Below are 25,086 nucleotides of genomic sequence, written 5' to 3'. Positions count from 1 at the left end.
TCAGTGCTTCCCTACCAGGACCCGATCCAGGCCATAGACCCGGTCGAGCAGAATCATGGTCACCGCCGTCAGGGCGATCACCAGTGCCGACACTGCAGCCATCATCGGATCGATGGACTCGGTGGCGTAGACGTACATCTTCACCGGCAGGGTCTGGGTGGCCGGGGACGTGACGAAGATCGACAGGGTCACCTCATCGAAGCTGTTGATGAACGCCAGCAGCCAGCCGCCGGCGATACCGGGCAGGATCATCGGCAGGGTGATCTTGCGAAACAGCGTGAAGCGGCTCGCACCCAGTGATTCGGCGGCCTGCTCGGCGCTGCGGTCAACGCCGATGGCGGCGGCGATCACCAGGCGCAGCACGTACGGGGTGATCACCACTGTGTGCGCCAGCACCAGCCAGGTGAAGCTGCCGTTGACCCCGAGCAGGGCGAACAGGCGCAGCAGCGCCACCCCCAGCACCAGGTGCGGAATGATGATCGGCGACAGGAACAGCACGTTGAGAAAGTCGCGCCCCGGGAACTGCAGGCGCGTGATTGCAAGCCCTGTCGGCACCGCGATCAGTGTCGCCAGGCTGGCGGCAAGAAACGCCAGTTGCAGGCTGTTGTTGAAGGCTTCGAGGAAGTCGGCGCGCTCGAACACCGCTTCGAACCAGCGCAGCGAGAACCCCGCCGTGGGCAGGCTCAAGGTGTTTTCCGGAGTGAATGCCACCAGGCACACCACCACCAGCGGTGCGAGCATGAAGACCACCACCAGGCTGTGGAAGGTCAGGGCCAGAGGACCGTTCTTGGACATGAGTTACCCCAGCGATTTCTTGTAGCGGCGTTCGATCATGCGGTTCCACGACAGCATGATCAGCAGGTTGACCAGCAGCAGGGCGATGGCGATGGCCGCGCCCATGGGCCAGTTCAGGTCGGCCAGGTACTGGTCGTAGACCAGCGTGGCGACCATCTTCAGCCGCCGCCCGCCGAGCAGGCCGGGGATGGCGAAGGAGCTGGCGGCCAGGCCGAAGACGATCAACGTGCCGGACAGCATCCCTGGCATCACCTGCGGCAGTACCACCAGGCGCATGACCTTGGCCTGGCTTGCCCCAAGTGACAGCGCGGCCTGTTCGGCGGCCGGGTCGAGCTTCTGCAGGCTGGTCCAGACCGGGATGATCATGAACGGCAGCATCACGTGGACCAGCGCAACGATCACCGCGAACGGGGTGTACAACAGCTTCATCGGCGCGCCACCCAGGGCCTGGATGGCGTGGTTGATCAGCCCGTCGGCGCCCAGCAACAGGCTCCAGCCGAAGGCGCGCACCACCACCGAAATCAGCAGCGGAGTGAGGATCACCACCAGGAAGATCGAGCGCCACGGGCTGCCCATGCGGCTGAGGATGTAGGCCTCGGGTACACCAATCACCACGCACAGCAGAGTGACCAGCGCGCTGATCCAGAAGGTGCGCCAGAAGATTTCGAGGAAATAGCTGTCGCCGAGCAGCGCCAGGTAGTGCTCGAAGGTCCAGTGGTCGGCACGGATGCCGACTTCGTAGTCGAACACATTGAACGACAGCACCAGGGTCAGCAGCAGCGGCACGATCAGCAGTGCGGCGAACAGTGCCAGCGCTGGTGCCGACAGCCAATAGCCGCGCAGGTCACGGTGTTGCCTGGCGCAGGTGGCGGGGGCAGGCACGGCGCTGTTCATGCGCTCACCTCGTCGGCGGCGAGCACCCGCAGCAGCTCGGGCTGCCAGTCCAGGCCGACATCGACACCTTCGCCGAGCGGGGCGCTGCCATCGTTGCGCCGCACCACGGTCAGCTCGCCCAGCGGTGTGCCGATGCGGTACAGCCATTGGCTGCCAAGGAAGTAGCGGGTCAGGATGCGGCCTTGCAGGCGACCGACGCCGTTGTCGAGCAGGTCGATCTTTTCCGGGCGCAGGCTCAGGGTCAGGCTGGCGTCGCGGCAGTGGTGCACCTGCGGCAGGCCTGCGCCGTCCAGCTCGCCGGGCAACAGGTTGGCCTTGCCGACGAAGTCGGAGATGAAGCGGGTGCGCGGGTGTTCGTAGAGGCGATATGGCTCGTCGACCTGGGTGACACGTCCGGCCTGCATCACCACCACGCGATCGCTGATCGACAGGGCTTCGGCCTGGTCATGAGTGACCATCAGCGTGGTGATGCCGACTTCGCTCTGGATCCTGCGGATCTCGAACTGCATCTCTTCGCGCAGGTTGGCATCAAGGTTCGACAGCGGCTCGTCGAGCAGCAGCACCGGTGGCTCGATCACCAGCGCCCGGGCCAGGGCCACACGCTGGCGCTGGCCACCGGACAGCTCGCGTGGGTAGCGTTCGGCGTGCCGCTCCAGGCGCACCAGTGCCAGTACCTCGGTCACCTTGCGGCGAATCTCGGTTTCGGGCTGCTTGCGCATGCGCAGGCCGAAGGCGACGTTGTCGGCCACGGTCATGTGCGGAAACAGCGCGTAGCTCTGGAACACCACGCCCAGGCCACGACTGCTGGGCTTGGCGTGGGTGATGTCGCGCCCGTCGAGCAGGATGCGGCCGCTGCTGACGTCGACGAAGCCGGCGATCATCTGCAGGGTGGTGGTCTTGCCGCAGCCTGAAGGCCCGAGCAAGGAGACGAACTCGCTTTGTTCGATGGCGAGGTTGGTGGCGACCACGGCGTCGATTGCGCCGTAGCGTTTGCAAAGATTGTCCAGTTGCAGAAAGGCCATGACTGCGTTCCACCTGTCTTTTGTCGCGTGTCGGGCACGCTTGTTGTTGGGGCAGATGCAAGGAGGCAAATCGAGGACCGATGAATACTCACGAGGCCACCGGTGTGTTGTTCGATTTGTCCCGGTGGACGCAGAGTAGGCGCAAGCCTAGGATGGCCTCAATGGCGAATTTCACTGAGTCGAGCACTATTTTCAGTTTTATTCGTTCAATGAAATTCTGATGAGGAAACGCGCAAGTTGAATTCCGATAAGCGAAATCAGGAAGAACCAGGGGTCAGTGTGGTCTCGCGTTTGTTCGCGGTATTGAGGGTGTTGGGCGAGGCGCCGGTTGAGGGCATGCGGGTGATCGAGCTGGCCGAGCAGGTAGGCCTGTCCCAGCCGACCGTGCACCGTCTGGTGCGCAGCCTGGTGGATGAAGGCATGGTCGAGCAGGAGGCACGCAGCAAGCGTTATCGTCTGAGCCTGGCGTTCTTTGCCCTGGCGGCGCGGGCAGGCAACAGCGGTAATCTGCGCGATCTGGTGCGACCCAGCTTGCTGCGCCTGTCGGCGTCGCTGGGTGACTCGCTGTTTCTGCTGGCGCGCAGCGGCTTCGATGCGGTGTGCCTGGATCGCAGCGAAGGGCCGTATCCGATCCGTACCTTCACCGGCGATATCGGTGGGCGTGTGGCGTTGGGCGTGGGGCAGGGGAGCCTGGCGATCCTGGCGTTCCTGCCGGAGGAGGAGCGCGAGGCGGTGATTCGCAACAACCTGCCGCGGCTACGGGATTTCCACCTGTACGACGAGGTGTTCCTGCGGGCGGAGGTGGAGAACGTGCGGCGCCAGGGGTATGCCGCACGCAACACCGGCGTGTTGCCAGGCATGGCCGGACTTGCGGTGCCGATCCTCGATGGCAATGGCCATGCCGTGGCTGCGTTGAGCGTGGCGACCATCAGCGACCGGCTGGGGCCGGAGCGCCTGCCGATGGTGGTCGAGTTGCTCAAGCGCGAAACGGCGGCGATCGGGCCGAGGATCAATCCGTTCGACCCGACCTTGCGGCATCCCTCGCGGGTGTTTGGGGAGTGAACACCGCAGTACCGCCGATCAGGTCCTGAACTGTTCCATCAGCGCTTGCTGTTGATTGGCCAGCCGGTTGAGCGCCTGGCTGATCTGCGCCGACTCTTCGGCCTGCCCTGACAACGACTCGGTCACATCGCGAATACCCGCCACGTTGCGGTTCACCTCTTCGGCCACCGCGCTCTGTTCCTCGGCCGCCGAGGCGATCTGCAGGTTCATGTCGCTGATCACCGCCACCGCCTCGCCGATCCGTTGCAAAGCCGGGAGCGCCTGGTCCATGCGCTGGGCATTGTCCTGGGCCTGGCGTTGGCCGGCCTGCATGGCATCGACCACGTCGCGCGTGCCTTGCTGCAAGCCTTCGATCACCACGCGGATCTCCTCCACCGATACCTGGGTGCGCTGGGCCAGGTTGCGCACTTCGTCGGCGACCACGGCAAACCCGCGCCCGGCTTCGCCCGCACGTGCAGCCTCGATGGCGGCATTGAGCGCCAGCAGGTTGGTCTGCTCGGCAATCGCGCGGATCACCTCCAGTACAGAGCCGATCTGCTCACTGCGTCCGGCCAGTGAACGGGCTTCGTCCATGGCCGCATCCATGCCCGCGGCCAGGTTGGCGATGGTCTGGCGGGTGCTGGCGATCAGTCGCAGGCCCTCCTGGCTGGCCTGGTCGGCACCCCGCGCCGCCTCGGCAGCCTGCGAAGCGTTGTGGGCGACATCCTGCGCCGTGGCGCTCATCTCGTTGGCGGCGGTGGCCACCTGCTCGATCTCGCGATGTTGCAACTGCATGCCGGCACTGGTCTGGCTGGCGATGGCGGCCGACTGGTCAGCCGTGCCGCGTGCTTCGTGCAGCGACGCCTTGACCTGGGCGATCACCGGCTGGAGCTTGTCGAGGAAGCGGTTGAACCAGCCTGTCAGTTGGCCCAGTTCGTCGTCGCGGGCGTAGTCCAGGCGACGGGTCAGGTCGCCCTCGCCGCTGGCGATATCGCGCAAGCGTTCGGCCACGGCAAGGATCGGCCGCGTCACGCCGCGCGCGGTCAGCCACACCAGCAGCAGGCCGAGCACGGCGGCGACGAGGCCGATCAGCAGGCTGCTGAGGTTTGCCTGCTGATTGTGTGCGTCCAGGCGCTGGTTGACCGCCACGGCAGGGGCGCGCAGCACCGCTTCCGGCACTTCCAGCAGCACCTGCCATGGCGCGGCGTCGGGGATCGGTGCGAACGGGTGGGCAACGCGCAGCATCCCGCCTTCCTGGCGCTCGACCGGCTGGCCGGCACGCATCGGTGCCAGCAGTTCGCGTACCGCCTCACCCAGCGCCTGCTCCAGGGGCTTGCTCAACTGGCTGGCGTCCTGGCTGTGTCCGGCCAGCAGGCCGACGGGGCTGACGATGCTGACCTGGCCCTGGCCTTCGAACAGCTCCTGGCGCCCGGCCAGGCTCAGTTGCTGCAGGTTGTCCAGGCCAATGTCCAGGCCGAGCACGCCGATCACCTTGCCGTTTTCCAGCAGTGGCAGCGCGATGCTCGTCATCAGTACCTGACGGCCGTTGACTTCGTCGAAGTACGGGTCGAGCACACAGGCCTTGGCCGTTTCCAGCGGGCAGGTCAGCCAGCGGTTGTAGGCTGAGCCGTTGGCGCCGATGCTGGTGTCGGCCAGCATCGATTCGGGCATCGCTTCGGAGGCGACCTCGCCGGAGTCTTCGCGTGACCAGTACAGCGAGAAGCGCCCTTGCTCGTTGCTGCCCAACTCGGCCTGGCCGCTGAAACGCGCGTCCTGATGCTCCAGAGCGTCCGGTTGAAATACCAGGTAGAGGCCGATCAGGTCGGGGTTGCCTGCCAGCGCGGCACCGGCTTCCTTGACCAGGTCGCTGCGCAATTGGTCACCGCCGCGTGCCCTGAGCACCTGCACCAGGCGGGCGAAACCGTTGCCGTATTGATAGGCATCCATGAAATAGCGCTGGATGCGCAGCGACTGGGTCTCGGCGTGGGCCTGCAGACGCAGCCGCGCGCTCTGGTCGAGCAACTCGGTGTTGGCAGTGAACACCTGTTCGGCGCTGCGCCGGGACTGGATCAGCGAAGTGGCGACCAGCAAGGCGACCACCGCCAGCAGACACAGGCCGGCAAGCAGGGTGATTTTCCACTGGATGGAGAGACGGCGCAGCGACATGGAGCGTTTCCTTCTCGATCAAGACAACGCCCGCGTTCAAGCGCGGGCGTTGTCGGCAGGGTGGTTCATTCGGCCACGTAGCTTGGCGGGGCGACGCGAAACGCCTTGGTCAGCCAGGCCAGGTACAGCACGCCGCACAAGGCCCAGGCGCCGCCGAACGCCAGCGAATGCTCGTCCAGGTCGATCCACAGTACGGCGATGATGCAAAAGCCTATCGTCGGCAGCACCAGATACTTGAGGTTGTTGGTCAGGCCCTTGTTGCGCCGCTCGCGAACATAGCAATGGTTGATGACCGACAGGTTGACGAAGCTGAAGGCCATCAGTGCGCCGAAGTTGATCACCGAGGTGGCGGTCACGAGGTCGAAGAAGATCGCCGACAGGGCGACCACACCCACCACCACGATGTTCAGCACCGGGGTGCGATAGCGCGGGTGCAGACGGGCGAACAGGCGGGCCGGGATCACCTTGTCGCGGCCCATCACGAACAGCAGGCGGGACACGCTGGCCTGGGACGCCAGGCCCGAGGCGATGGTGTTGATCACCGTGCAGGCGATGAACACCGACTGGAACAGCTTGCCACCGACGTACAGGGCGATTTCCGGCAGGGCGGCTTCATGATCCTGGAAGCGGTCCATGGTCGGAAAGTACGCCTGGATGAAGAACGACATGACGATGAACACCACGCCGCCGATCAGGGCGATCAGGAAGATCGCGCGCGGGATGGTGCGCGCCGGGTCGCGGGTTTCTTCTGACAGGCAGGTGACGGCGTCGAAGCCCAGGAACGAGAAGCACAGGATGGTTGCGCCGGCGACCAGTGCACTGAACTGCGTCTGTTCATCGGCGAACGGCATCAACGTCCAGGCCGTGCCCAGCCCTTCGCCCTGGTGCAGGCCGCGCACGCAGAGGTAGACGAACACGGCCATGATCGCGATCTGCACCGCCACGAACAGGGTATTGAAGTTGGCCACCAGGTTGATGCTGCGCATGTTGACCAGGCTGATCAGGGTGACGAAGGCCACCACCCACACCCATGCCGGCACCTCGGGGAACATCGCCGACAGGTACAGCTTGGCCAGCAGGGCGTTGACCATCGGCAGCAACAGGTAGTCGAGCAGCGACGACCAGCCGACCAGGAAACCCACGTGCGGGTTGATCGCACGTTGCGTGTAGGTGTAGGCCGATCCCGACTCGGGGAAACGCCGTACCAGCGTGCCGTAGCTCACGGCGGTGAACAGGATGCCCAGCAGGGCCAGGATGTAGGCGCTGGGCACGTGACCGGCGGTGATGCCGGAGACGATGCCGAAGGTATCGAAGACGGTCATTGGCGCGATGTACGCCAGGCCGATGATCACGACCTGCCAGAGGCGCAGGGACTTGCGAAACTGCTCGTGACGGCTGGCAGGGTGCTCAGGCTGCATGCTGGCACTCCCGGCGATGACGGGACGAGGCGGGCGACGGGCACGGCAAGGTCGGGCGGATGAGCTCCATGTTGTTCACCTTTTAGCGGAGCGAAGGTTCGCGCGTGGGCGCGGGAGTCAGTACGGGCGAGGCCGGCGAAACGGCGGCGCCTGGGGGCAGGGGCGGACAGGCATGATGGCGGCGCGGTCTTTTTTTTGGTGTATAGGGCGCGGAGCAAGGTGGGGAAAATAAAAGACGATTGGACGGTTGGGTGTCAAGTTAAACATGACAGAGTGATAGGTTTTCAGGTTTTTATCGGCTTTTTATCCACTCTTGAACCCTGTTATATGATTTTCACAGTAAAAAGCAGATTTTGGTGTTCGTAAAATTTTACGATCTTGGTCGTGGACCATGCCTCCTGTAACGATTTGATCAGTAAGGACAGTTGTGCTCTGTGCAGCCGTCACCCGTCGGCAGTTGTAGGACGCGTCGCAAGTGCAGGAAAATCTCCCGGGCGAACACCGCGGCCGGCAAGCGACAGTGCTACGCTTGGCACCCCCGGTCGCGTGCTTCGCGCCACCATCAGCCCTATGGACAGCAATCGGTTCTATTCATGAAGAAATCAGTAGGCATCCTTTCCGGCCTGGCCGTCGCCATCGCCGTCGTCACCACTGCCGGCGCCTGGTACACCGGCAAACAGCTGCCGACGGAACTGGAGCAGTCCATCGCCCGCGGCAACGCGGAGTTGCAGAAGGCGCTGGTCGGTACGGGTGGCACCATGACCATCGAGCTGGTCTCGCTTGACCAGCACCTGTTCACCAGCGACGCGCAGTACCGGCTCAAGGCCAACGACCTGCGCCTCGGCGAGGGTGAGCCGGTGAGCTTCGAGGTCGGTGTGATCGACCATATCGAGCATGGCCCTTTCCCTTGGTCGCGGGTCAAGGCGCTCAAGCTGCTGCCGGTGATGGCGGTCAGCAACAGCCAGTTGCAGAAGGATGACGGCACCGCATCGTGGTTTGCCGCTGCAGGCGACAAGTCGCCGGTGGTTGGCCAGGTCAGCCTGGGCTATGGCGGTGGCGTCGAGAGCGACATCCGGCTGGCGCCGGTGAAGCTGGACGAAGGTGATGGCAATGTCCTCGACTTCGCGGGCATGCAACTGGTGCTCAAAGGGGATCGTGAAGGCAAGGCGGTGGAAATCCACGGCAATGCCGAGCGCCTGGACATGACCCTGGTCGGTGATGATCATCCACCGGTCAAGTTGCAGTTCAACGGCTTCAAGATCGGTGGCGAGCTGACCAGTACCGGCCACGACATGATCTATGTCGGCCACCTGAACCTGCTGCTGGCCGATCTGCAAGCCACGCTCGGACCGAAGCAGGACGTGCTGGTGCTCAAGGGGCTGGAGCAGAACAGCCTGTACAGCGCCGAGGGCCAGGACAAGCTGGGTGGGCGCCTGGAGTACAAGGTGTCCGACATCACCTACGCCGGTCGCGCAGTGGGCAGCGGGCAGATGGTGCTGAGCATGAAGTCGGTGAACATGCCGGCCACTCAGGCACTGCTGGAGTGGTACCAGACCAAGGCGCCCGAGCTGCAGGAGGCCGCTGCCCGTGGCGAGGCGGTGCCGTCGCTGAACATGAGCCCGGAGGAGACCGCCAAGGTCCAGGGCGACCTGCAGAAATTGCTGGCCGACAAGCCACAACTGGCGGTGGAAGACCTGTCGTTCAAGACGGCCAATGGCCAGAGCCACTTCAACCTGTCGCTGGACTTCGCCAATCCGACCTCCTTCGACCTGCCGCCGGACCAGTTTGCCAAGCAGCTGATCACGCGCCTGCAGGGCAAGCTGTCGGTGTCCAAGCCAATGGTCGTGGATCTGGTGACGTTGCAAGCGTTGCTCGATGGCCAGAATGATCCTCAGGCCATTGCCCAGCAAGCCGGTCAGGCAGGCAACATGTTCGGCGTGATGGCGCTGCAGAGTGGGATGGCGCTGGAAGAGGGCAGCGATATCGTGTCGAAGCTGAACTATGCCGATGGGATGGTCGACTTCAACGGCAAGAAGATGACTGTCGAAGAGTTTGCCATGCTGATGAGCATGCACCTGGCAGCCTTGTCGCCGCAGGGCTGACGATTCCCGAAAGGGCTTTGCGGGTAGGCCCGTTTCTGCAGTGCCAATGCACCTGTGGGAACGGGTTCTTCCTTGAATGCCTCATCCCTTTGAAAAACCCTTTTGCATTCCCCCGATTGCCTGTAGCCTTCGCCGTCCGATAATAATCCGCGCCCGCAGATGGGCCGCGATGGCCCGCCACTGCCGGCCATCCGGCACCGTTAGCCGATCTGCCAGGGCCGGGTGGTACACTCGACTGACGCGCACGCAGGTCCAGCGATCATGACCCAGATTTCCGAACGTCTCCTGGTTCAAGCCCACCTTGACGCCAAGCAGCCCCATCCGCTGACGCCCGTGCAGGAGGCCGATTACCGTGCGGCCATCGCTGCCGAGCTCAAGGCACAGAACGCGGTTCTGGTTGCCCACTTCTACTGCGATCCGGTTATCCAGGCCCTGGCCGAGGAGACCGGTGGTTGCGTTTCCGACTCCCTCGAAATGGCCCGCTTCGGCAAGAACCATCCGGCTGACACCGTGGTGGTCGCCGGTGTGCGTTTCATGGGCGAGACCGCGAAGATCCTTACCCCGGAAAAGCGCATCCTGATGCCGACCCTGGAAGCTACCTGCTCCCTTGACCTGGGCTGCCCGGTAGAGGAGTTCTCGGCATTCTGCGACCAGCACCCGGAGCGTACCGTGGTGGTTTACGCCAACACCTCGGCAGCGGTAAAGGCGCGTGCCGACTGGGTGGTGACCTCCAGCTGCGCGTTGGAGATCGTCGAGACCCTGATGGATAACGGCGAGACCATCATCTGGGGCCCGGACCAGCACCTGGGCCGTTACATCCAGAAGAAAACCGGCGCCGACATGTTGCTGTGGGATGGTGCCTGCATCGTTCATGAAGAGTTCAAGTCGCGCCAGTTGGCCGACATGAAGGCGCTGTATCCAGATGCCGCGATCCTGGTGCACCCGGAGTCGCCTGAGTCGGTGATCGACCTGGCCGATGCCGTGGGTTCGACCAGCCAGCTGATCAAGGCTGCGCAGACGCTGCCCAACAAGACCTTCATCGTCGCCACCGACCGCGGCATCTTCTACAAGATGCAGCAGCTGTGTCCGGACAAGGTATTCGTCGAAGCGCCGACCGCCGGCAATGGCGCCGCCTGCCGCAGTTGCGCGCACTGCCCGTGGATGGCGATGAACACGCTGGAGCGCACGCTGGATTGCCTGCGCAAGGGCAGCAATGAAATCTTCGTCGAGCCGGCGCTGATTCCGCGGGCGATCAAGCCACTGAACCGGATGCTGGACTTTACCCAGGCGGCGCGTCTCAAGCTCTCCGGTAACGCCTGACGCCAGACCGCCGCTCCCTCAGTGAGTGATGCCCTCGCTCGCTGTGGGAGCGGGCTTGTCCCGCGATTGGGGCGCGCAGCGGCCCCTGTCCATATCAGCGCATCATGTCCTTGACCATCCGCTGCTGTTCCATGATCTCCCGCTGGCGCTGGTCGATCTGCGACGCCAGTGGGAAGTTGCTTCCCGCCCGGCGTTTGGCGTAGTCCAACTGCTGGATCGCCTGGTCGAAATCACCCACCAGCGTGAAGTACTCCGCTCGTGCCCGGTGCAGGCCAATCGTGTTGCCCGACAGGCCGCGCACCTCGGCCACCTCATACCAGACATCCGGATCGTCTGGCCGGTTTTTCACCAGGTCATCCAGCACCTTTTCCGCCTCGGCCGGCTTGTTCTGCTTGACCAGCAGGTCGGCGCTCACCTGCTTGAGCGGGTAGTTGCCCGGATACAGCCCCTGCATGCGGGTGACTCGCTGCTGGGCATCGGCCAGGCGATTGTTGGTGATGTCCAGGTCGATCTGCGCCAGGTTGTAGGTGATGTCGTTGGGCGCCTTGGCCAATAGTGGCTTGAGGTTTTCCCGTGCCTCGTTCAACTGGCCACCCTTGATCTGCGCCAGGGCCAGGCCGTAGCGGGCCGCGTCAATGTTGGGGTTTTCGTCGAGCTGGGCACGGAAACGCTTGGCGGCAAGGCCAGGTGTGCCTTCATAGGTGAGGGCAACACGGGCACGGATCAGTTGGTAGCGCAGGCTGTCCTCGACACCGCCCTTGGGCGCCTGTTCTGCGCGGTTGCGGGTGTCGGCGATACGCGATTCGGTGACCGGGTGGGTCAGCAGGAATTCCGGTGGCTTGGCGTCATAGCGATACTGGCGGGCCAGGCGCTCGAACATGCTCGGCATGTTGCGCGGGTCGTAGCCGGCCTTTTCCAGGTTGAGGATGCCGATGCGGTCGGCCTCCTGCTCGTTCTGCCGCGAGAAGCGTCGTTGCTCCTGCAGGGCCGCGGCCTGGGTGCCGGCGATCACGCCGATCCCGGCATCGCCGCCGCCGCCGGCGGCCAGTACGATACCGGCCAGCAGCGCCGCCATCATCGGCAGCTGCATACGCTGCTGGGCCTCGACACCGCGAGCGAAGTGGCGCTGCGACAAGTGCGCCAGTTCGTGGGCCAGCACCGAGGCGTACTCGCCTTCGGTCTGGGCGTTGAGGAACAGGCCGCCGTTGACCCCGACGATGCCGCCGGGCGCGGCGAAGGCGTTGAGTTCGCGGCTGTCGATCAGGATGAATTCCAAGCGTCGGTCCTGCAACTGGCTGGTCTCGGCCAGTTTGTACACGCTGGTCTCGACGTAGTCCTTGAGCTGCGGGTCGTTGAGCTGGTTGACCTGGCCGCGCAGCAGGCTCAGCCAGGCACGGCCCAGGTCGTGCTCCTGTTTCGGCGAGACGATCGCAGAGCTGGCATCCCCCAGCGACGGCAGGTCGTCGGCGTGGCCAGGAAGGGCCATCAGGCAGGCCAGCGTCAGCAGGGTGGGGCGCAGTAGATTCATGCAGAAGCTCGCGTCGATCAAAAACCCTTACTGTAGCCCGCTCGCACCTTGGCGACCAGTGGCGGTATCCTACCGACATCGTCTGCAACACCTTGTTGCGCCCGCCATGGAGACCCCCGATGATCGATACCCCCACCTGCGATGCTGAGCTCGACGCCAGCGGGCTGAACTGCCCACTGCCGCTGCTCAAGGCGAAAATGGAGCTCAATCGCCTGGCCAGCGGCGGGGTCCTCAAGGTGGTGGCCACCGATGCCGGCTCGCAGCGTGACTTTCGCACTTTTGCCCAGCTTGCCGGTCATACGCTGCTTCGTGAAACGGCCGAGTCAGGGATCTACACCTATTGGCTGCGCAAGGCCTGAGTCTTTTTCCCAAGGATCGTCAATGTTCAAAGTGCTTCGCGACTGGATGCAGCGCTACTTTTCCGATGAGGAAGCGGTGGTGTTGGCGGTCCTGCTGTTCCTGGGCTTCACCGTGGTACTCACGCTCGGTGGCATGCTCGCGCCGGTGCTGGCGGGCATGGTCCTGGCGTTCCTCATGCAGGGGCTGGTCAACGCTCTGGAGCGCTTCAAGGTACCGACGCGCATGGCGGTGTGGCTGGTGTTCGCCCTCTTCATGGGGGCGCTCGGAGTGTTCCTGGTGGTGCTGGTGCCGCTGCTCTGGCACCAGTTGATCACCCTGTTCAACGAGTTGCCGGGCATGCTCGGCAAATGGCAATCGCTGTTGTTGCTGCTGCCCGAGCGCTATCCGCACCTGGTTTCGGACGAGCAGGTGCTGCGCGCCATCGAGTCGGTGCGCGGTGAGATCGGCAAGTTCGGCCAGTGGGCGCTGACGTTCTCGCTCTCCAGCCTGCCGCTGCTGGTCAACGCGATGATCTATCTGGTGCTGGTGCCGATCCTGGTGTTCTTCTTCCTCAAGGACCGCGAGATGATCGCCCGTTGGGTCAGCGGCTACCTGCCGCGCGAGCGCAGGTTGCTGACTCGCGTGGGCGACGAGATGAATCGGCAGATCGCCAACTACATCCGCGGCAAGGGCATCGAGATCCTGATCTGCGGGATCGCCACCTATATCGCTTTCATCAGCCTGGGGCTCAACTACGCGGCCCTGCTGGCGCTGCTGGTGGGGTTGTCGGTGGTGGTGCCCTACGTGGGGGCGGTGGTGGTGACCGTGCCTGTGACCCTGATCGCGCTGTTCCAGTGGGGCTGGGGTGATCAGTTCATCTATCTGATGGCGGTGTACGCGATCATCCAGGCGCTGGATGGCAACGTGTTGGTGCCGCTGCTGTTCTCGGAGGCGGTAAGCCTGCACCCGGTGGCAATCATCTGCGCGGTGCTGCTGTTCGGTGGGCTGTGGGGGTTCTGGGGGATCTTCTTCGCCATTCCCCTGGCGACGCTGTTCAAGGCGGTGCTCGATGCCTGGCCGAGGCAGGAGCCTACGGTGGCGCCACTGCTGTAGGGGCGTAGCGTTCTTCTTCGCGGGCAAGTCGGAACGCCGAACTTGCCCGCGAAGCAATCCAAGGCGATATCAGGCCTTGTTCAGGGCCTGCGCTGCCGCCAGCACCGCATCCACATGCCCGGGCACCTTCACCCCGCGCCATTCCTGGCGCAGCACACCGTCCTTGTCGATCAGGAAGGTGCTGCGGTCCACGCCCAGGTATTCCTTGCCATACAGCTTTTTCAGCTTGATCACGTCGAACAGCTGGCACAGCGCCTCGTCCTTGTCGCTGATCAGCTCGAAGGTGAAGCCCTGCTTGGCCTTGAAGTTTTCGTGCGACTTGATGCCGTCACGCGATACGCCCAGCACCACGGTGTTGGCAGCCTTGAAGGCTTCGTGCTGGTCACGGAAACCCTGGCCCTGGGTGGTGCAGCCCGGCGTGCTGTCCTTCGGGTAGAAGTACAGCACCACCTGCTGGCCCTTGAGCGCGGACAGGCTGATGGTCTGGCCGCTGGTGGCCTGGGCCTGGAAGTCGGCAACGGGTTGGTCGATGGCAACGGCCATGGGAGCTCCTTAGACAGGGTTCTGTGGGCGCCAGGGTTCGATCAGGGCGTCCAGGTTCAGGGCGTCGGCGAAATCCAGGAACTGGTCGCGCAGCCAGCTGATCTGGGTGCCGGCCGGCAGGATCACGGTGAACTGGGCGTTGAGCATGCTGCTGCCAGTCTGCGGGGCGAGGTAGGTGTCGCAGGTCATCCCGTCGAGCTCGACGCGGTGGTCGAGGAAGAACTGGCACAGCTCGTTGATGATGTCCGGGCGATAGGCGGCGCTGACGTAGGCCACGTAGGGCAGGGCCTGTGGGCGAACCTCCTGCTCGGCGCTGCGCACCACATCGAGGGTCAGGCCGTGCTTCTTGCCAAGGCCGGGCAGGGTGGTCTCAAGACGGGCCAGGGCATCCCAGCTGCCACCGACCTGCAATACCAGAGCGCTGGTTTCGCCGTGGCGCGACAGGCGCGAGGTGACCACCGCGCAGCGGTTTTCGAAGGCCGCGCGGCTGAGGACGTTGGCAAGCTCCATGGGATTGGGGCCCAAGGCACTGATGACGAGGAATTGTTCGCGGGGGGCGGTGGACATGCAGCATTCCTAAAGCGATGAGCGGTCGGCGAAGGACGAGAGCTAGCCTCCCTGTCACCCGCATTCGCAGCCCTTTGGGGGATGACGAAGTACTGGCCTGGAGCACTGTCGACGGCCCGGCGGGCCGCACTGCGCCGATCAAAGAATCAAGGGTAGCGAAAAGCGAGGCCGAGGGGAATGCTCCGCCCGCCAGCTTCGCTTGTGCAAGGTCGATGGCGCCAGTACCATTACCGCTCTCTTTTTCCGGCAGGAGCAGTTTCATGATCGCGGGCAGTATGGTGGCATTGGTCACACCCATGGATGCACAAGGGCGTCTGGATTGGGACAGCCTCGATAAACTGGTCGACTTCCACCTGGAAAAGGGCACCCACGCGATCGTAGCGGTTGGCACCACTGGCGAATCCGCCACGCTTGACGTCGAAGAGCACATCCTGGTCATCAAGCACGTGGTCGAGCGCGTCAAGCGCAGCGCCCGCCGCATCCCGGTGATCGCCGGCACCGGCGCCAACTCCACCGCCGAAGCCGTGCACCTGACGCAGAACGCCAAGAACGCCGGCGCCGACGCCTGCCTGCTGGTGGTGCCGTACTACAACAAGCCGACGCAAGAAGGCCTGTACCAGCACTTCAAGCACATCGCCGAAGCCGTCGACATCCCGCAGATCCTCTATAACGTGCCCGGCCGCACCTCCTGCGACATGCAGGCCGAGACCGTGATCCGCCTGTCGAAGGTCAAGAACATCATCGGCATCAAGGAAGCCACCGGCGACCTGGCCCGTGCCAAGGCCATCATCGAGGGCGTCGACAGCGACTTCATCGTCATGTCCGGCGACGACCCGACGGCCGTCGAGCTGATCCTTATGGGCGGCAAGGGCAACATTTCCGTCACTGCCAACGTCGCCCCGCGCGAAATGGCCGATCTGTGCGAGGCCGCCCTTGAGGGCAATGCCGAGAAGGCCCGCGCGATCAACGAAAAACTCATGCCGCTGCACAAAGACCTGTTCTGCGAAGCCAACCCGATCCCTGTGAAGTGGGCGCTGGTGGAAATGGGCCTGATGCACAAGGGCATTCGCCTGCCGCTGACCTGGCTGAGCGAAGGCTGTCACGAAAAAGTCCGTACTGCCTTGCGCCAGTCCGGCGTACTGGTTTAATCGAGGAAGTACACCGCATGAAGCGACTGGCTGGTCTTTCCGCGCTCGCCCTGATCATCTCCAGCACCAGCGGGTGCGGCTGGCTGTGGGGCGAGGATGGCTATTTCCGCGACCGCGGCAGCGATTACCTGCAGGCGCACCCGACTGCGCCGATGCAACTGCCGCCGGACGCCGCCAACGTCAAGCGTCTGGATCCGCTGCTGCCGATCCCGCGCAACGTGGCCGACGACAACGCCACTGGCGAGTTCGAAGTGCCGCGTCCGCAGCCGCTGTCGGCCAGCGCCGACGTCAGCGATTTCACCCTGCAGCGCAGCGGCGCCAACCGCTGGGTGCTGGCCCAGCGCTCGCCGGCCGAAGTCTGGCCGGTCGCCCGCCAATACTTCGAAGACAACGGTTTCCGCGTCGCGCAAGAGCGTCCGCAGACCGGTGAATTCAACACCACCTGGCAGCGTTTCGACGAATTGTCCGCCTCGCTCGGCCAGCGTCTGGCCAGCACCTCTAGCAGCCCGGACAGCGAAGTGCGCGTCCGTGTGCGCATGGAGCCTGGCGTGCAGCGCAATACCTCCGAGGTGTACGTGGTCAGTGTCGAGCGCCCGGCCGGCAGCACTGCCGAGCCTGATTTCCCGAGCACTTCGACCAACACCGGCGTCGATGCGCTGCTGGTCGACGAGCTGCTGGCCAGCATGAACCGCAGCGCCGAGAAGGGCGGTTCGGTGTCGCTGCTGGCGGCACGCGATTTCGATGCCCCAAGCCAGGTCAGCCTGAGCGAAGACGGCAGCGGCAACCCGGTGCTGTTCCTGGGCTCGGACCTGGACCGCGCCTGGTCTGGTGTAGGCCGCGCCCTGGAGCAGGGCGAATGGCGTGTCGAGGACATCAACCGCAGCCTGGGCCTGTACTACATCAACCTGTCGGAGAAACCCGAGGACAAGCAGAACGAGCCGGGCTTCTTCAGCCGCCTGTTCGGCAGCGCGCCGAGCAAGGAAGAGCGTGAGGCACGTGCCGAGCGCTACCAGGTTCGCTTGAGCAAGGTGGGCGAGTCGGTCCAGGTTACCGTGGAGAAGAACATCAACACCGTGGCCCCGGCCGATGTGGCCCGCCGCGTGCTGAGCGCGATCCAGGACCGTCTGGGCTAAGTGCGCTTCGCGGTACTGGGAAGCGGTAGCCAAGGAAATGGCACGCTGATCGCCAGTGACGATACCTTCGTCCTGGTCGATTGCGGGTTCTCCCTGCGCGAGACCGAGCGGCGCCTGGCGCTGCTCGGGGTGTCGCCAGCACAACTGAGCGCCGTGCTGGTGACCCACGAACATGCCGACCACGTGCATGGCGTCGGGTTGCTGTCGCGGCGCTACAATGTACCGGTCTACCTCAGCCAAGGGACCTTGCGCGGCATGCGCAAGCCGGTGGAGGTCGCCGGTTTTCTCGGTTGTGGGGACGTACTGGACATCGGCAGCCTGCAGGTCAGTGCCGCGCGGGTCGAGCACGATGCGTTCGAACCCCTGCAATACGTGATCAGTGACGGGCGCCGGCGTTTCGGCATGCTCACAGACCTGGGCAGCTACGATACGTACCTGCTGGAGCGTTACCAGGGCCTCGACGCGTTGCTGATCGAGGCCAATCACTGCCGTGACCTGCTCGCACGCGGGCACTACCCGTACTTTCTCAAGCAGCGGGTTGGCGGCAGCCAAGGACATCTGAACAACCACCAGGCTGCCAACCTGGTGGCCGAGCTGGGCTGGAAGCACCTGCAACACCTGGTGCTGGCCCACCTCAGCAGCAAGAACAACCTGCCACAACTGGCCCGTCAGTGCTTCGTCGACACCTTGGGGTGCGATCCGGACTGGCTCCAGGTGGCGAATCAGGAACACGGGCTCGACTGGCGCGAAATCGCCTAGCCCAACCACTCAAGCAAGCGGAGCCCATCATGGAAAAACGCGACGAACTCTACCGCGGCAAGGCCAAATCGGTTTACAAGACCGACGACGCCGACCGCTTGATCCTGCTGTTCCGTAACGACACCTCGGCGTTCGACGGCAAGCGCATCGAGCAGCTGGACCGCAAGGGCATGGTCAACAACAAGTTCAACGCCTTCATCATGCAGAAGCTCGAAGAGGCCGGCGTGCCGACCCAGTTCGACAAGCTGCTGGGCGACAACGAGTGCCTGGTCAAGAAGCTGGACATGATCCCGGTCGAGTGCGTCGTGCGTAACTACGCGGCCGGCAGCCTGGTCAAGCGCCTGGGCGTCGAGGAAGGCATCCAGCTGACCCCTTCGACCTTCGAGCTGTTCCTGAAGAACGACGAGAAGGGCGACCCCTTCATCAACGAATCCCACGTTGTCGCGTTCGGCTGGGGCACCGCCGAGCAGTTGGTCGAGATGAAGAAGCTGTCGCTGAAGGTCAACGAAGTGCTGAGCAAGCTGTTCGATGACGCTGGCCTGCTGCTGGTCGACTTCAAGCTGGAGTTCGGCGTATTCCACGGTCAGATCGTCCTGGGCGACGAGTTCAGCCCTGACGGCTGCCGCCTGTGGGACAAGGAAACCCGCAAGAAGATGGACAAGGACCGCTTCCGCCAGGGTCTGGGCGATGTCATCGAAGCCTACGAAGAAGTCGCCAAGCGCCTGGGCGTGCCGCTGTAACCCGCACGCTCACGCAAGCGCCTGATACCACGCGAATTTTTTTCGAAAAAGGTTTGCCAGAAACGAAAACGCTGGTATGATGCGCGCCACTGGAGAGATGCCGGAGTGGTCGAACGGGACGGATTCGAAATCCGTTGTACTGGCAACAGTACCTAGGGTTCAAATCCCTATCTCTCCGCCATACCTAAAAGCCCCGCTGATGAAAATCAGCGGGGCTTTTTTATGGGCAAAATTCGACGATAGGTAGGCTCGAGGCTCTCGAGAGTTTGCGGCAGATATCAGCGCTTCGGCCTATAGTCGCGCCGGGTCGTTGCCAATTCAACGACCGGCTTTGACAGGCCACTTCGATAACTGAAACTCGAATTCCTTTTGAAACAGGTTGCTCAGGATCTGGGTGTTGCCTTGAGCATTGCAGACCGATGATTGCCTTGTGTTATGGGTCAGGAGCTGGCTGCGGCCAGAGGCCTGGTCAGGATGGCTTTGACCAGGATGCCAGTAGATCGCTATGGATCTTTGCCGACGGCGGCGCCCCCATCGCGGGACCAGCCCGCTCCTACAGTTAGAATGAACCAGGACTAAGCCGAAAGCGCGCCCGAGATTCTCGGGCGCGCTTTTTCGGTTATGCGGAGTTACTTTCCAGCGCTCTGCACAGCACTCGTAAAGATCCGTCACACCCTCAGGCAACAGCCGTGCTGCGGGCAGGCCGACGGCGATACAGCACAAGCGTTGCAGTGAACGCACACAGCGCTGCGAACATCAGCCAGTAAGCCGGGGCGGCCTTGTCTGACGTGGCATGGATCGCCCAGGTGGACACCGCCGGGGTGAAGCCGCCGAACACCGCGGTGGCGAGGCTATAAGCCAGGGAGAATCCGGCAACACGCACTTCGGTGGGCATGATTTCGGTCAGGGCCGGGATCAGTGCGCCGTTGTACACGCCATAGAGGCACGAGAACCACAGCAGCACCTCCAGCATGTGAGCGAAGCTGGGGGCCTGGGCTAGGTACGACAGCGCAGGATATGCCGTGAGCACGGTCAGCAGGGACATCGCCGCCAGCAGCGGTTTGCGTCCCAGGCGATCGCTCAACGTGCCGCCGATCGGCAGCCACAGGAAGTTGGACACGGCGACCAGCAAGGTCACCATCAATGCGTCACTGGTATCGAGCTGCAGTACGGTTTTGCCAAAGGTCGGGGCGTACACGGTGATCATGTAGAAGGCGGTGGTGGTCATGGCCACCATCAGCATGCCCAGGATCACCACCGATGCGTTGGCGCACAGTGTCTTGAACACCTGGCTCATGGTCGGGCGGTGCTCGCGTTTGGCGAACTCTTCGGTCTCCTGCAAGTTGCGGCGCAGCAGGAAGATGCACGGGACGATCAGGCAGCCCACGGCAAAGGGAATCCGCCATCCCCACTGGGACAACTCCTCGGCGGACAACCACTGATTCAGGCCATAGCCCAGGGCAGCGGCAACCATGATGGAGACCTGCTGGCTGGCCGATTGCCAACTGGCGTAGAAGCCTTTGCGCCCGGGCGTGGCCATCTCTGCCAGGTAAACAGAAACACCACCGAGCTCGGCACCCGCCGAGAACCCTTGCAGCAGCCTGCCGAGCAATACCAGGGCCGGCGCCCACAGGCCGATGCTGGCATAGCCGGGCACGAACACGATCAGCAAGGTACCGCTGGCCATGATCGCCAAGGTCACGATCAGGCCTTTGCGTCTGCCGACGTCATCGATGTAGGCGCCGAGGATGATCGCCCCCAGCGGGCGCATCAGGAAGCCTGCGCCGAATACGGCGAAGGTCATCATCAATGAGGCGAATTCGTTGCTGGCAGGGAAGAACGCGGCAGCGATCTGGGTGGCGTAGAAACCGAACAGGAAGAAGTCGAACTGTTCGAGAAAATTGCCGGAGGTCACCCGGAAGACTCTTCCGGCTTTGGACGGTGCTTTGGCAGGGAGGGGGGGATTCATCACGTGCTCCAGCTATTCAGCGAATCTTTGTAAGAGGTTGTAACTAAAGATTCTTGCAGAAAGAGCATGGGTCAAAACATGAAACTTTCATTAGGTAGGCGCCTCCCTCGCGGGACTAGCCCACGCTTTCAGGTCGGGCGGTCTCGGTAAAAGGGGCTCAATCGAGGCTGTTCCTGAGCGCTGCAAACAGCGCCTCGTACAGTGCCTCCACCTCCGGCAACCCCCTGGCCCGCAGGCAGCCATGGACCAGTCCATGGCCTGGGAAGTCATCGACCGCCACTCCGTCGTCTCTCAACCGTTGTGCATAGCGCAGGCCGTCATCGCGCAGTGGGTCGAATTCGGCCACGGCAATGAAAGCGGGCGCCAGCCTTGTGAGGTCGCGGGCGAGCAATGGCAGCGCCAGCGGGCTGTGAGTGGTAGAGGGCAGATAGACGTTCAGGCAGGCGTGCATGTCGTCGACAGACAACAGCGGTGCATCGGCACATTCGCGTCGCGACACGCTGTCCTCGTCACCCAGCGCTGGATAGATCAGCGCCTGCATGCGCGGCTGCGGCTCATCCGCTTCACGCAGTGCCAGGCACAGGGCGGCGGCGAGATTGCCCCCGGCGCTGTCGCCGATGGCTACCAGTCGTGTGGGGTCAACCGGTACATCCAGCGCGCCATCGCGCAGGGCGCGCCAGACGGCGAGGCTGTCGTGCAGGGCGGCGGGGAAGGGGTGTTCCGGCGCGAGTCGGTAATCCACCGCGACCACCGCCACTCCCAAGCGCGCCGTCAGTTCGGCGCAGAAGAATGCGTGTGAGTCGAGCCCACCAAGCATCCAGCCACCACCATGCATAAATAGCAGCGCTGGCCACCCTCCGGCCGGTGCTGCTTGTGCCGGTTGGAACACGCGCAACGGCACCAGTCCCGGCATATTCAAATCTCGCACCTGCACGCCTTCCGGGCATGGCGGGGTGAAGGCTGCGGCCATGCGCGAATAGGCCGCGCGCTGGGCTGCCAGTGCAGGATCGGCCACGCCGAAGGCGCGGGTCCGCTCGATGAAGGCCTGCATGTCGGCCGAGAGAGGGTAGCGCTGCATTACTGTTGCGCGACCAATGCTGCATTGGCGGGCTTGCCGTCGAATGTGGTCACGCCCTCGAGCCAGGCCGAGACCTGCTCGGGGTGCGCCTTGAGCCAGTCTCGAGCGGCATCGAGCGGCGCTTTGCGGTCGAGGATCGGCTCCATGACCTGGCTGACACCTTCGCTGGTAAAGCGCAGGTTGTGCAGCAGCTTGGCGACGTTGCCGCATTGTTGCTGGTAACCGGCTGCGGTCATGATCGAGACGGTGGCCGAGCCTTCGTTGGGGCCGAAGGCGTCGTCGCTGCCGGAGAGGTAGCGCATGTCGATCTGCAGGTTCATCGGATGCGGCTTCCAGCCGGCGAACACCACCCACTCGTTCTTCTGCACGGCACGCTTGACCGCCGTCAGCATGCCGGCCTCGCTGGACTCGATGCCCTTGAAACCCTTCAGGCCGAATTTGTCTTCGGCGATCATCTGTGCGGTGATGCGGTTCATGCCACTGCCGGGTTCGATCAGGTACAGCTGGTTCTTGAGCTTGTCGCGAAACCTGGCGATGTCGGCGAAGGTCTTCAGGCCCGCGTCGTAGGCGTAGGCGGGCACGGCATAGGTGGACTGCGCATCGGCGAGGGTGGCGGGGCTGATCACGTCGATCTGCTGTTTGTCCAGGAAGGGCTTGGCCACCGATTGCATGGTCGGCTGCCAGTAACCGAGAAACACATCGAGGCGTTTTTCCGCCATGCCGGCCAGGATGATCTGCTGCGAGGCGCTGGTCTGCTTGACCTTGTAGCCCAGGCTGTCGAGCAGGGCTTCGGCGACGGCGCTGCTGGCGACGACGTCGGTCCAGTTCACCGAGCCCATGCGCACGTTCTGGCAAGCGGCGGGTTCTGCGCCCCAGCTGGCTGCGCTGATACCCAGGAGTGCGGCGCAGGTGGCCGCCTTGATCGATCGCTGCATGACTTTTCCCCTCACGAGACGGTGATTATCGTTGTTATGTCATGACGCCCCGCGCGGCGGTGGCTGCCGTTCAGGTTATGAGCCGGGCGAGTGGAAAAATCGCACCCAGGCGACCTGCTTTTGCACCCAGGCGACTTCGAGTCTGGCACGCTAATGGGCGGGGCGCTTGGCCAAGGTGATGCTCTGATTGCTCAAAAATCACGCAACCTGTTGATTTTACTTGCGCTATTCCCTTCCCCGATTGTGCCGCCCGCGCTGCGGGTATAGACTTTGCGCACTCTTCACCAAAGGCCCCCTTTGGTCCTCGCGACCGCCAGCCAGCATGAAACCAATCCAGTTGCCCCTGGGTGTGCGCCTGCGCGATGACGCCACCTTCATCAACTACTATCCGGGCGCCAATGCTGCGGCATTGGGCTACGTCGAGCGGCTGTGCGAAGCCGACGCGGGCTGGACCGAGAGCCTCATCTATCTGTGGGGCAAGCAGGGCGCAGGGCGCACCCACCTGCTGCAGGCTGCCACCCACCGTTTCCAGCAACTGGGCGAACCCGCCGTCTACCTGCCGTTGGCGCAGTTGCTCGACCGAGGCGTGGAGTTGCTCGACCATCTGGAGCAGTACGAGCTGGTGTGCATCGACGACCTGCACGTGATTGCCGGGAAGGCCGACTGGGAAGAGGCGATGTTCCATTTGTTTAATCGCCTGCGTGACAGCGGCAGGCGCCTGCTGCTGGCGGCCTCGAGTTCGCCGCGTGAGCTGCCGATCAAGCTCGCCGACCTCAAGTCACGGCTCACCCTGGCACTGATTTTCCAGATGCGTGGCCTGTCCGACGAAGACAAGCTGCGTGCCTTGCAATTGCGCGCCTCGCGCCGTGGTTTGCACCTGACCGATGAGGTCGGGCACTTCATTCTCACGCGTGGAACGCGCAGCATGAGTGCACTGTTCGATCTGCTCGAACGCCTCGATCAGGCCTCGCTGCAAGCCCAGCGCAAGTTGACCATTCCCTTCCTCAAGGAAACCCTCGGCTGGTAACCCTGAAAACACCGGGCCAGAGCGGCAAAACGCAAAAGTCACATTTTTTTCGATAAAATTTGCAAATAGGTCCGATAGAAGGCATAGTTTCCCCCTTCTAAAGGATTACAGACACGGTCGTGCCCATGCTCAAGCGCTTCGCACCCCTCGTGCCACTCGCACTCGTGACCCTGCTTTTTGGCTGCGCGGCCCAAGGCCCGATTTCCCAGCCCCAGGATCACCCATCGGTCACCGCGCAAACCGCGGTCAAGGCCAAGGCTTCGCATTCGTCGGTATTCGACGAAGAAGACCTCGCCACCGATGAAGACCTTCAAGCCTTCTCCAGCAATAGCAAGCCCTACCAGCTGCCCGTCCTTGCAGACAGCATTCTGGAGCGTGGCATGTCGCTGATCGGCACCCGTTATCGTTTCGGCGGTACTTCCGAGCAGTCCGGCTTCGATTGCAGCGGCTTCATCGGCTACCTGTTCCGCGAAGAGGCCGGCATGAATCTGCCGCGTTCGACCCGCGAGATGATCAACGTCGACGCCCCCAAGGTCGCACGCAACAAGCTCAAGCCGGGTGACCTGCTGTTCTTCAGCACCAATGGCCGTGGCCGTGTCAGCCATGCCGGCATCTACCTGGGTGACAACCAGTTCATCCACTCCAGCAGCCGCCGCAGCGGTGGTGTGCGCATCGACAACCTCGGTGACCGTTACTGGAGCAAGACCTTCATCGAAGCCAAGCGTGCCTTGGCCATGGCGCCGACCACCACCCTGTCGCGCAACTGATATCAAAATGCTGTATCCTCGCACGGCGGCGTAGCTGAAAAGCTAGCCGCCGTGCGCATTTACGAATAGCGTCTAATCTAAATCCTTAACTCTTTTTTCGGCTGCGGCCGATTGGTCTCAGACAGGTTCTGACCCATGGCGATGATGACGCGCTTCGCATTCCTTTCCCTGGTGGCACTGCTTGCCGCCTGTTCCAGCCGTGCTCCGGCACCGGCACCTGTGGCCAAGCCGCAGATCACCTTCATCGACCAGCCTTCCTCGTCGCCTGTGGCGGACGATGTGTTGATCCGTGCCATCGGCCTGGTCGGCACCCCGTACCGCTGGGGCGGCAACACGCCGGATTCGGGTTTCGATTGCAGTGGCCTGATCGGTTATGTGTACCGCGACGCGGCGAACATCAACCTGCCACGCTCGACGCGCGAGATGATCGTCATGCGTGCACCGACCGTGGACATCAATTCGCTGCAATCCGGTGACTTGGTGTTCTTCGCCACCGGCGGTGGCTCGCAGGTGAGCCATGCCGGGATCTACGTGGGGGAGGGGCGCTTCGTGCATGCGCCGTCCACCGGCGGTACGGTGCGCTTGGACTACCTGTCGAACAGCTACTGGTCCAAGGCCTATTTGCAGGCCAAGCGGGTGTTGGCGCCAGGGCATCTGGCGCAGAATCCCTGAGATTGTCGGG

22 protein-coding genes, 1 tRNA gene and 2 pseudogenes are annotated in these 25,086 nt (G+C 63.4%); 13 read left to right on the top strand and 12 right to left on the bottom strand.

Annotated elements, in window-relative coordinates:
• The 3 genes from AB688_RS21735 to AB688_RS21725 are packed head-to-tail and all read right to left on the bottom strand — an operon-like array spanning nucleotide 1 to nucleotide 2,711.
• Complete coding sequence (locus tag AB688_RS21735; RefSeq protein WP_063545868.1) at nucleotides 1-795, bottom strand: ABC transporter permease; 795 nt, start codon at nucleotides 793-795, stop codon at nucleotides 1-3.
• Between the two features lie 3 nt (nucleotides 796-798).
• Nucleotides 799-1,689 (bottom strand): ABC transporter permease, encoded by an 891-nt coding sequence (locus AB688_RS21730; protein ID WP_063545867.1) that lies wholly within the window; start codon nucleotides 1,687-1,689, stop codon nucleotides 799-801.
• Entirely contained in the window at nucleotides 1,686-2,711 is a 1,026-nt protein-coding gene (locus AB688_RS21725) for an ABC transporter ATP-binding protein (RefSeq protein ID WP_063545866.1), read from the bottom strand. Before AB688_RS21725 ends, AB688_RS21730 begins: the two co-directional genes overlap by 4 nt.
• A 237-nt stretch (nucleotides 2,712-2,948) precedes the next feature.
• Between AB688_RS21725 and AB688_RS21720 the strand changes: the two genes are divergently transcribed.
• On the top strand, nucleotides 2,949-3,773 hold the full coding sequence (locus AB688_RS21720; RefSeq protein ID WP_063545865.1) for an IclR family transcriptional regulator: 825 nt from the start codon (nucleotides 2,949-2,951) through the stop codon (nucleotides 3,771-3,773).
• A gap of 18 nt (nucleotides 3,774-3,791) precedes the next feature.
• Here the strand turns inward: AB688_RS21720 and AB688_RS27595 are convergent.
• The 3 genes and pseudogenes from AB688_RS27595 to AB688_RS21710 all read right to left on the bottom strand — a co-directional run.
• A pseudogene (locus AB688_RS27595) lies at nucleotides 3,792-4,304 on the bottom strand (methyl-accepting chemotaxis protein); the annotation flags it as partial.
• 393 nt (nucleotides 4,305-4,697) lie between these two features.
• Nucleotides 4,698-5,699: pseudogene (locus tag AB688_RS27590) on the bottom strand (chemotaxis protein); the annotation flags it as partial.
• 284 nt (nucleotides 5,700-5,983) lie between these two features.
• Complete coding sequence (locus AB688_RS21710) at nucleotides 5,984-7,336, bottom strand: APC family permease (RefSeq protein WP_063545863.1); 1,353 nt, start codon at nucleotides 7,334-7,336, stop codon at nucleotides 5,984-5,986.
• Nucleotides 7,337-7,929: 593 nt separating this feature from the next.
• Here AB688_RS21710 and AB688_RS21705 point away from each other — a divergent pair.
• Together AB688_RS21705 and nadA are read left to right on the top strand one after the other, a co-directional pair.
• On the top strand, nucleotides 7,930-9,438 hold the full coding sequence (locus AB688_RS21705; protein ID WP_063545862.1) for a YdgA family protein: 1,509 nt from the start codon (nucleotides 7,930-7,932) through the stop codon (nucleotides 9,436-9,438).
• A gap of 261 nt (nucleotides 9,439-9,699) precedes the next feature.
• Nucleotides 9,700-10,758: a quinolinate synthase NadA gene (gene nadA / locus AB688_RS21700; RefSeq protein WP_063545861.1), complete on the top strand. Its 1,059-nt coding sequence runs from the start codon at nucleotides 9,700-9,702 to the stop codon at nucleotides 10,756-10,758.
• 94 nt (nucleotides 10,759-10,852) lie between these two features.
• Here the strand turns inward: nadA and AB688_RS21695 are convergent, their stop codons facing one another.
• Nucleotides 10,853-12,286, bottom strand: a complete 1,434-nt coding sequence (locus AB688_RS21695; RefSeq protein WP_063545860.1) for a M48 family metalloprotease — start codon at nucleotides 12,284-12,286, stop codon at nucleotides 10,853-10,855.
• A 119-nt stretch (nucleotides 12,287-12,405) separates the two neighbouring features.
• Between AB688_RS21695 and AB688_RS21690 the strand changes: the two genes are divergently transcribed.
• Both AB688_RS21690 and AB688_RS21685 read left to right on the top strand, forming a co-directional pair.
• Complete coding sequence (locus AB688_RS21690; RefSeq protein WP_063545859.1) at nucleotides 12,406-12,645, top strand: sulfurtransferase TusA family protein; 240 nt, start codon at nucleotides 12,406-12,408, stop codon at nucleotides 12,643-12,645.
• 22 nt (nucleotides 12,646-12,667) lie between these two features.
• Nucleotides 12,668-13,738 carry an AI-2E family transporter gene (locus tag AB688_RS21685; RefSeq protein WP_054890969.1) on the top strand — a complete coding sequence of 357 codons (1,071 nt, stop codon included), beginning with the start codon at nucleotides 12,668-12,670 and terminating at the stop codon, nucleotides 13,736-13,738.
• A 69-nt stretch (nucleotides 13,739-13,807) separates the two neighbouring features.
• Here the strand turns inward: AB688_RS21685 and AB688_RS21680 are convergent, their stop codons facing one another.
• Nucleotides 13,808-14,281, bottom strand: coding sequence for a peroxiredoxin (locus AB688_RS21680; protein WP_054890968.1), 474 nt, complete (start codon nucleotides 14,279-14,281; stop codon nucleotides 13,808-13,810).
• A gap of 9 nt (nucleotides 14,282-14,290) precedes the next feature.
• Complete coding sequence (locus AB688_RS21675) at nucleotides 14,291-14,848, bottom strand: glycine cleavage system protein R (protein ID WP_054890967.1); 558 nt, start codon at nucleotides 14,846-14,848, stop codon at nucleotides 14,291-14,293.
• A gap of 260 nt (nucleotides 14,849-15,108) precedes the next feature.
• Here AB688_RS21675 and dapA point away from each other — a divergent pair, with 260 nt between their 5' ends.
• From dapA to AB688_RS21650, 5 genes are all read left to right on the top strand, one after another.
• On the top strand, nucleotides 15,109-15,996 hold the full coding sequence (gene dapA, locus AB688_RS21670; RefSeq protein ID WP_054890966.1) for a 4-hydroxy-tetrahydrodipicolinate synthase: 888 nt from the start codon (nucleotides 15,109-15,111) through the stop codon (nucleotides 15,994-15,996).
• 17 nt (nucleotides 15,997-16,013) lie between these two features.
• Nucleotides 16,014-17,129 carry an outer membrane protein assembly factor BamC gene (gene bamC / locus AB688_RS21665; RefSeq protein ID WP_063545858.1) on the top strand — a complete coding sequence of 372 codons (1,116 nt, stop codon included), beginning with the start codon at nucleotides 16,014-16,016 and terminating at the stop codon, nucleotides 17,127-17,129.
• Complete coding sequence (locus AB688_RS21660; RefSeq protein ID WP_063545857.1) at nucleotides 17,130-17,888, top strand: MBL fold metallo-hydrolase; 759 nt, start codon at nucleotides 17,130-17,132, stop codon at nucleotides 17,886-17,888.
• Nucleotides 17,889-17,917: 29 nt separating this feature from the next.
• Nucleotides 17,918-18,628, top strand: coding sequence for a phosphoribosylaminoimidazolesuccinocarboxamide synthase (purC, locus tag AB688_RS21655; protein WP_063545856.1), 711 nt, complete (start codon nucleotides 17,918-17,920; stop codon nucleotides 18,626-18,628).
• 91 nt (nucleotides 18,629-18,719) lie between these two features.
• Nucleotides 18,720-18,809, top strand: a tRNA-Ser gene (locus AB688_RS21650).
• Nucleotides 18,810-19,304: 495 nt separating this feature from the next.
• On the opposite strand, the gene AB688_RS21645 is transcribed toward AB688_RS21650, so the two are convergent.
• The 3 genes from AB688_RS21645 to choX all read right to left on the bottom strand — a co-directional run bounded on the left by AB688_RS21645 (nucleotide 19,305) and on the right by choX (nucleotide 22,610).
• Nucleotides 19,305-20,597: an MFS transporter gene (locus AB688_RS21645; protein ID WP_063545855.1), complete on the bottom strand. Its 1,293-nt coding sequence runs from the start codon at nucleotides 20,595-20,597 to the stop codon at nucleotides 19,305-19,307.
• 157 nt (nucleotides 20,598-20,754) lie between these two features.
• Complete coding sequence (locus AB688_RS21640) at nucleotides 20,755-21,675, bottom strand: alpha/beta hydrolase (RefSeq protein ID WP_063545854.1); 921 nt, start codon at nucleotides 21,673-21,675, stop codon at nucleotides 20,755-20,757.
• Complete coding sequence (choX, locus tag AB688_RS21635; RefSeq protein ID WP_054890954.1) at nucleotides 21,675-22,610, bottom strand: choline ABC transporter substrate-binding protein; 936 nt, start codon at nucleotides 22,608-22,610, stop codon at nucleotides 21,675-21,677. The genes AB688_RS21640 and choX overlap by 1 nt, the downstream gene beginning before the upstream one ends.
• A 322-nt stretch (nucleotides 22,611-22,932) precedes the next feature.
• Here choX and hda point away from each other — a divergent pair, with 322 nt between their 5' ends.
• From hda to AB688_RS21620, 3 genes are all read left to right on the top strand, one after another.
• Nucleotides 22,933-23,637 (top strand): DnaA regulatory inactivator Hda, encoded by a 705-nt coding sequence (hda, locus tag AB688_RS21630; RefSeq protein ID WP_054890953.1) that lies wholly within the window; start codon nucleotides 22,933-22,935, stop codon nucleotides 23,635-23,637.
• A gap of 125 nt (nucleotides 23,638-23,762) precedes the next feature.
• Nucleotides 23,763-24,404, top strand: a complete 642-nt coding sequence (locus AB688_RS21625; RefSeq protein ID WP_054890952.1) for a C40 family peptidase — start codon at nucleotides 23,763-23,765, stop codon at nucleotides 24,402-24,404.
• Nucleotides 24,405-24,539: 135 nt separating this feature from the next.
• Nucleotides 24,540-25,076, top strand: a complete 537-nt coding sequence (locus AB688_RS21620) for a C40 family peptidase (protein WP_063545853.1) — start codon at nucleotides 24,540-24,542, stop codon at nucleotides 25,074-25,076.
• Nucleotides 25,077-25,086: the final 10 nt, after the last annotated feature.

It is taken from the genome of Pseudomonas putida, from assembly GCF_001636055.1.
GTDB lineage: Bacteria > Pseudomonadota > Gammaproteobacteria > Pseudomonadales > Pseudomonadaceae > Aquipseudomonas > Aquipseudomonas machongensis.
Note: the sequence above shows the minus strand (reverse complement) of the source record. Positions and strands in the feature narration are given on the sequence as shown.

Excerpts from the sequence above, each read along its gene's own strand:
- AB688_RS21710 (WP_063545863.1), bottom strand. The coding sequence starts at position 7,336 with ATGCAGCCTGAGCACCCTGCCAGCCGTCACGAGCAGTTTCGCAAGTCC.
- AB688_RS21645 (WP_063545855.1), bottom strand. The coding sequence starts at position 20,597 with ATGAATCCCCCCCTCCCTGCCAAAGCACCGTCCAAAGCCGGAAGAGTC.
- AB688_RS21625 (WP_054890952.1), top strand. The coding sequence starts at position 23,763 with ATGCTCAAGCGCTTCGCACCCCTCGTGCCACTCGCACTCGTGACCCTG.
- AB688_RS21675 (WP_054890967.1), bottom strand. The coding sequence starts at position 14,848 with ATGTCCACCGCCCCCCGCGAACAATTCCTCGTCATCAGTGCCTTGGGC.
- AB688_RS21735 (WP_063545868.1), bottom strand. The coding sequence starts at position 795 with ATGTCCAAGAACGGTCCTCTGGCCCTGACCTTCCACAGCCTGGTGGTG.
- choX (WP_054890954.1), bottom strand. The coding sequence starts at position 22,610 with ATGCAGCGATCGATCAAGGCGGCCACCTGCGCCGCACTCCTGGGTATC.
- AB688_RS21705 (WP_063545862.1), top strand. The coding sequence starts at position 7,930 with ATGAAGAAATCAGTAGGCATCCTTTCCGGCCTGGCCGTCGCCATCGCC.
- AB688_RS21640 (WP_063545854.1), bottom strand. The coding sequence starts at position 21,675 with ATGCAGCGCTACCCTCTCTCGGCCGACATGCAGGCCTTCATCGAGCGG.
- nadA (WP_063545861.1), top strand. The coding sequence starts at position 9,700 with ATGACCCAGATTTCCGAACGTCTCCTGGTTCAAGCCCACCTTGACGCC.
- dapA (WP_054890966.1), top strand. The coding sequence starts at position 15,109 with ATGATCGCGGGCAGTATGGTGGCATTGGTCACACCCATGGATGCACAA.
- AB688_RS21690 (WP_063545859.1), top strand. The coding sequence starts at position 12,406 with ATGATCGATACCCCCACCTGCGATGCTGAGCTCGACGCCAGCGGGCTG.
- AB688_RS21680 (WP_054890968.1), bottom strand. The coding sequence starts at position 14,281 with ATGGCCGTTGCCATCGACCAACCCGTTGCCGACTTCCAGGCCCAGGCC.
- AB688_RS21725 (WP_063545866.1), bottom strand. The coding sequence starts at position 2,711 with ATGGCCTTTCTGCAACTGGACAATCTTTGCAAACGCTACGGCGCAATC.
- AB688_RS21685 (WP_054890969.1), top strand. The coding sequence starts at position 12,668 with ATGTTCAAAGTGCTTCGCGACTGGATGCAGCGCTACTTTTCCGATGAG.
- purC (WP_063545856.1), top strand. The coding sequence starts at position 17,918 with ATGGAAAAACGCGACGAACTCTACCGCGGCAAGGCCAAATCGGTTTAC.
- AB688_RS21730 (WP_063545867.1), bottom strand. The coding sequence starts at position 1,689 with ATGAACAGCGCCGTGCCTGCCCCCGCCACCTGCGCCAGGCAACACCGT.
- AB688_RS21695 (WP_063545860.1), bottom strand. The coding sequence starts at position 12,286 with ATGAATCTACTGCGCCCCACCCTGCTGACGCTGGCCTGCCTGATGGCC.
- bamC (WP_063545858.1), top strand. The coding sequence starts at position 16,014 with ATGAAGCGACTGGCTGGTCTTTCCGCGCTCGCCCTGATCATCTCCAGC.
- hda (WP_054890953.1), top strand. The coding sequence starts at position 22,933 with ATGAAACCAATCCAGTTGCCCCTGGGTGTGCGCCTGCGCGATGACGCC.
- AB688_RS21620 (WP_063545853.1), top strand. The coding sequence starts at position 24,540 with ATGGCGATGATGACGCGCTTCGCATTCCTTTCCCTGGTGGCACTGCTT.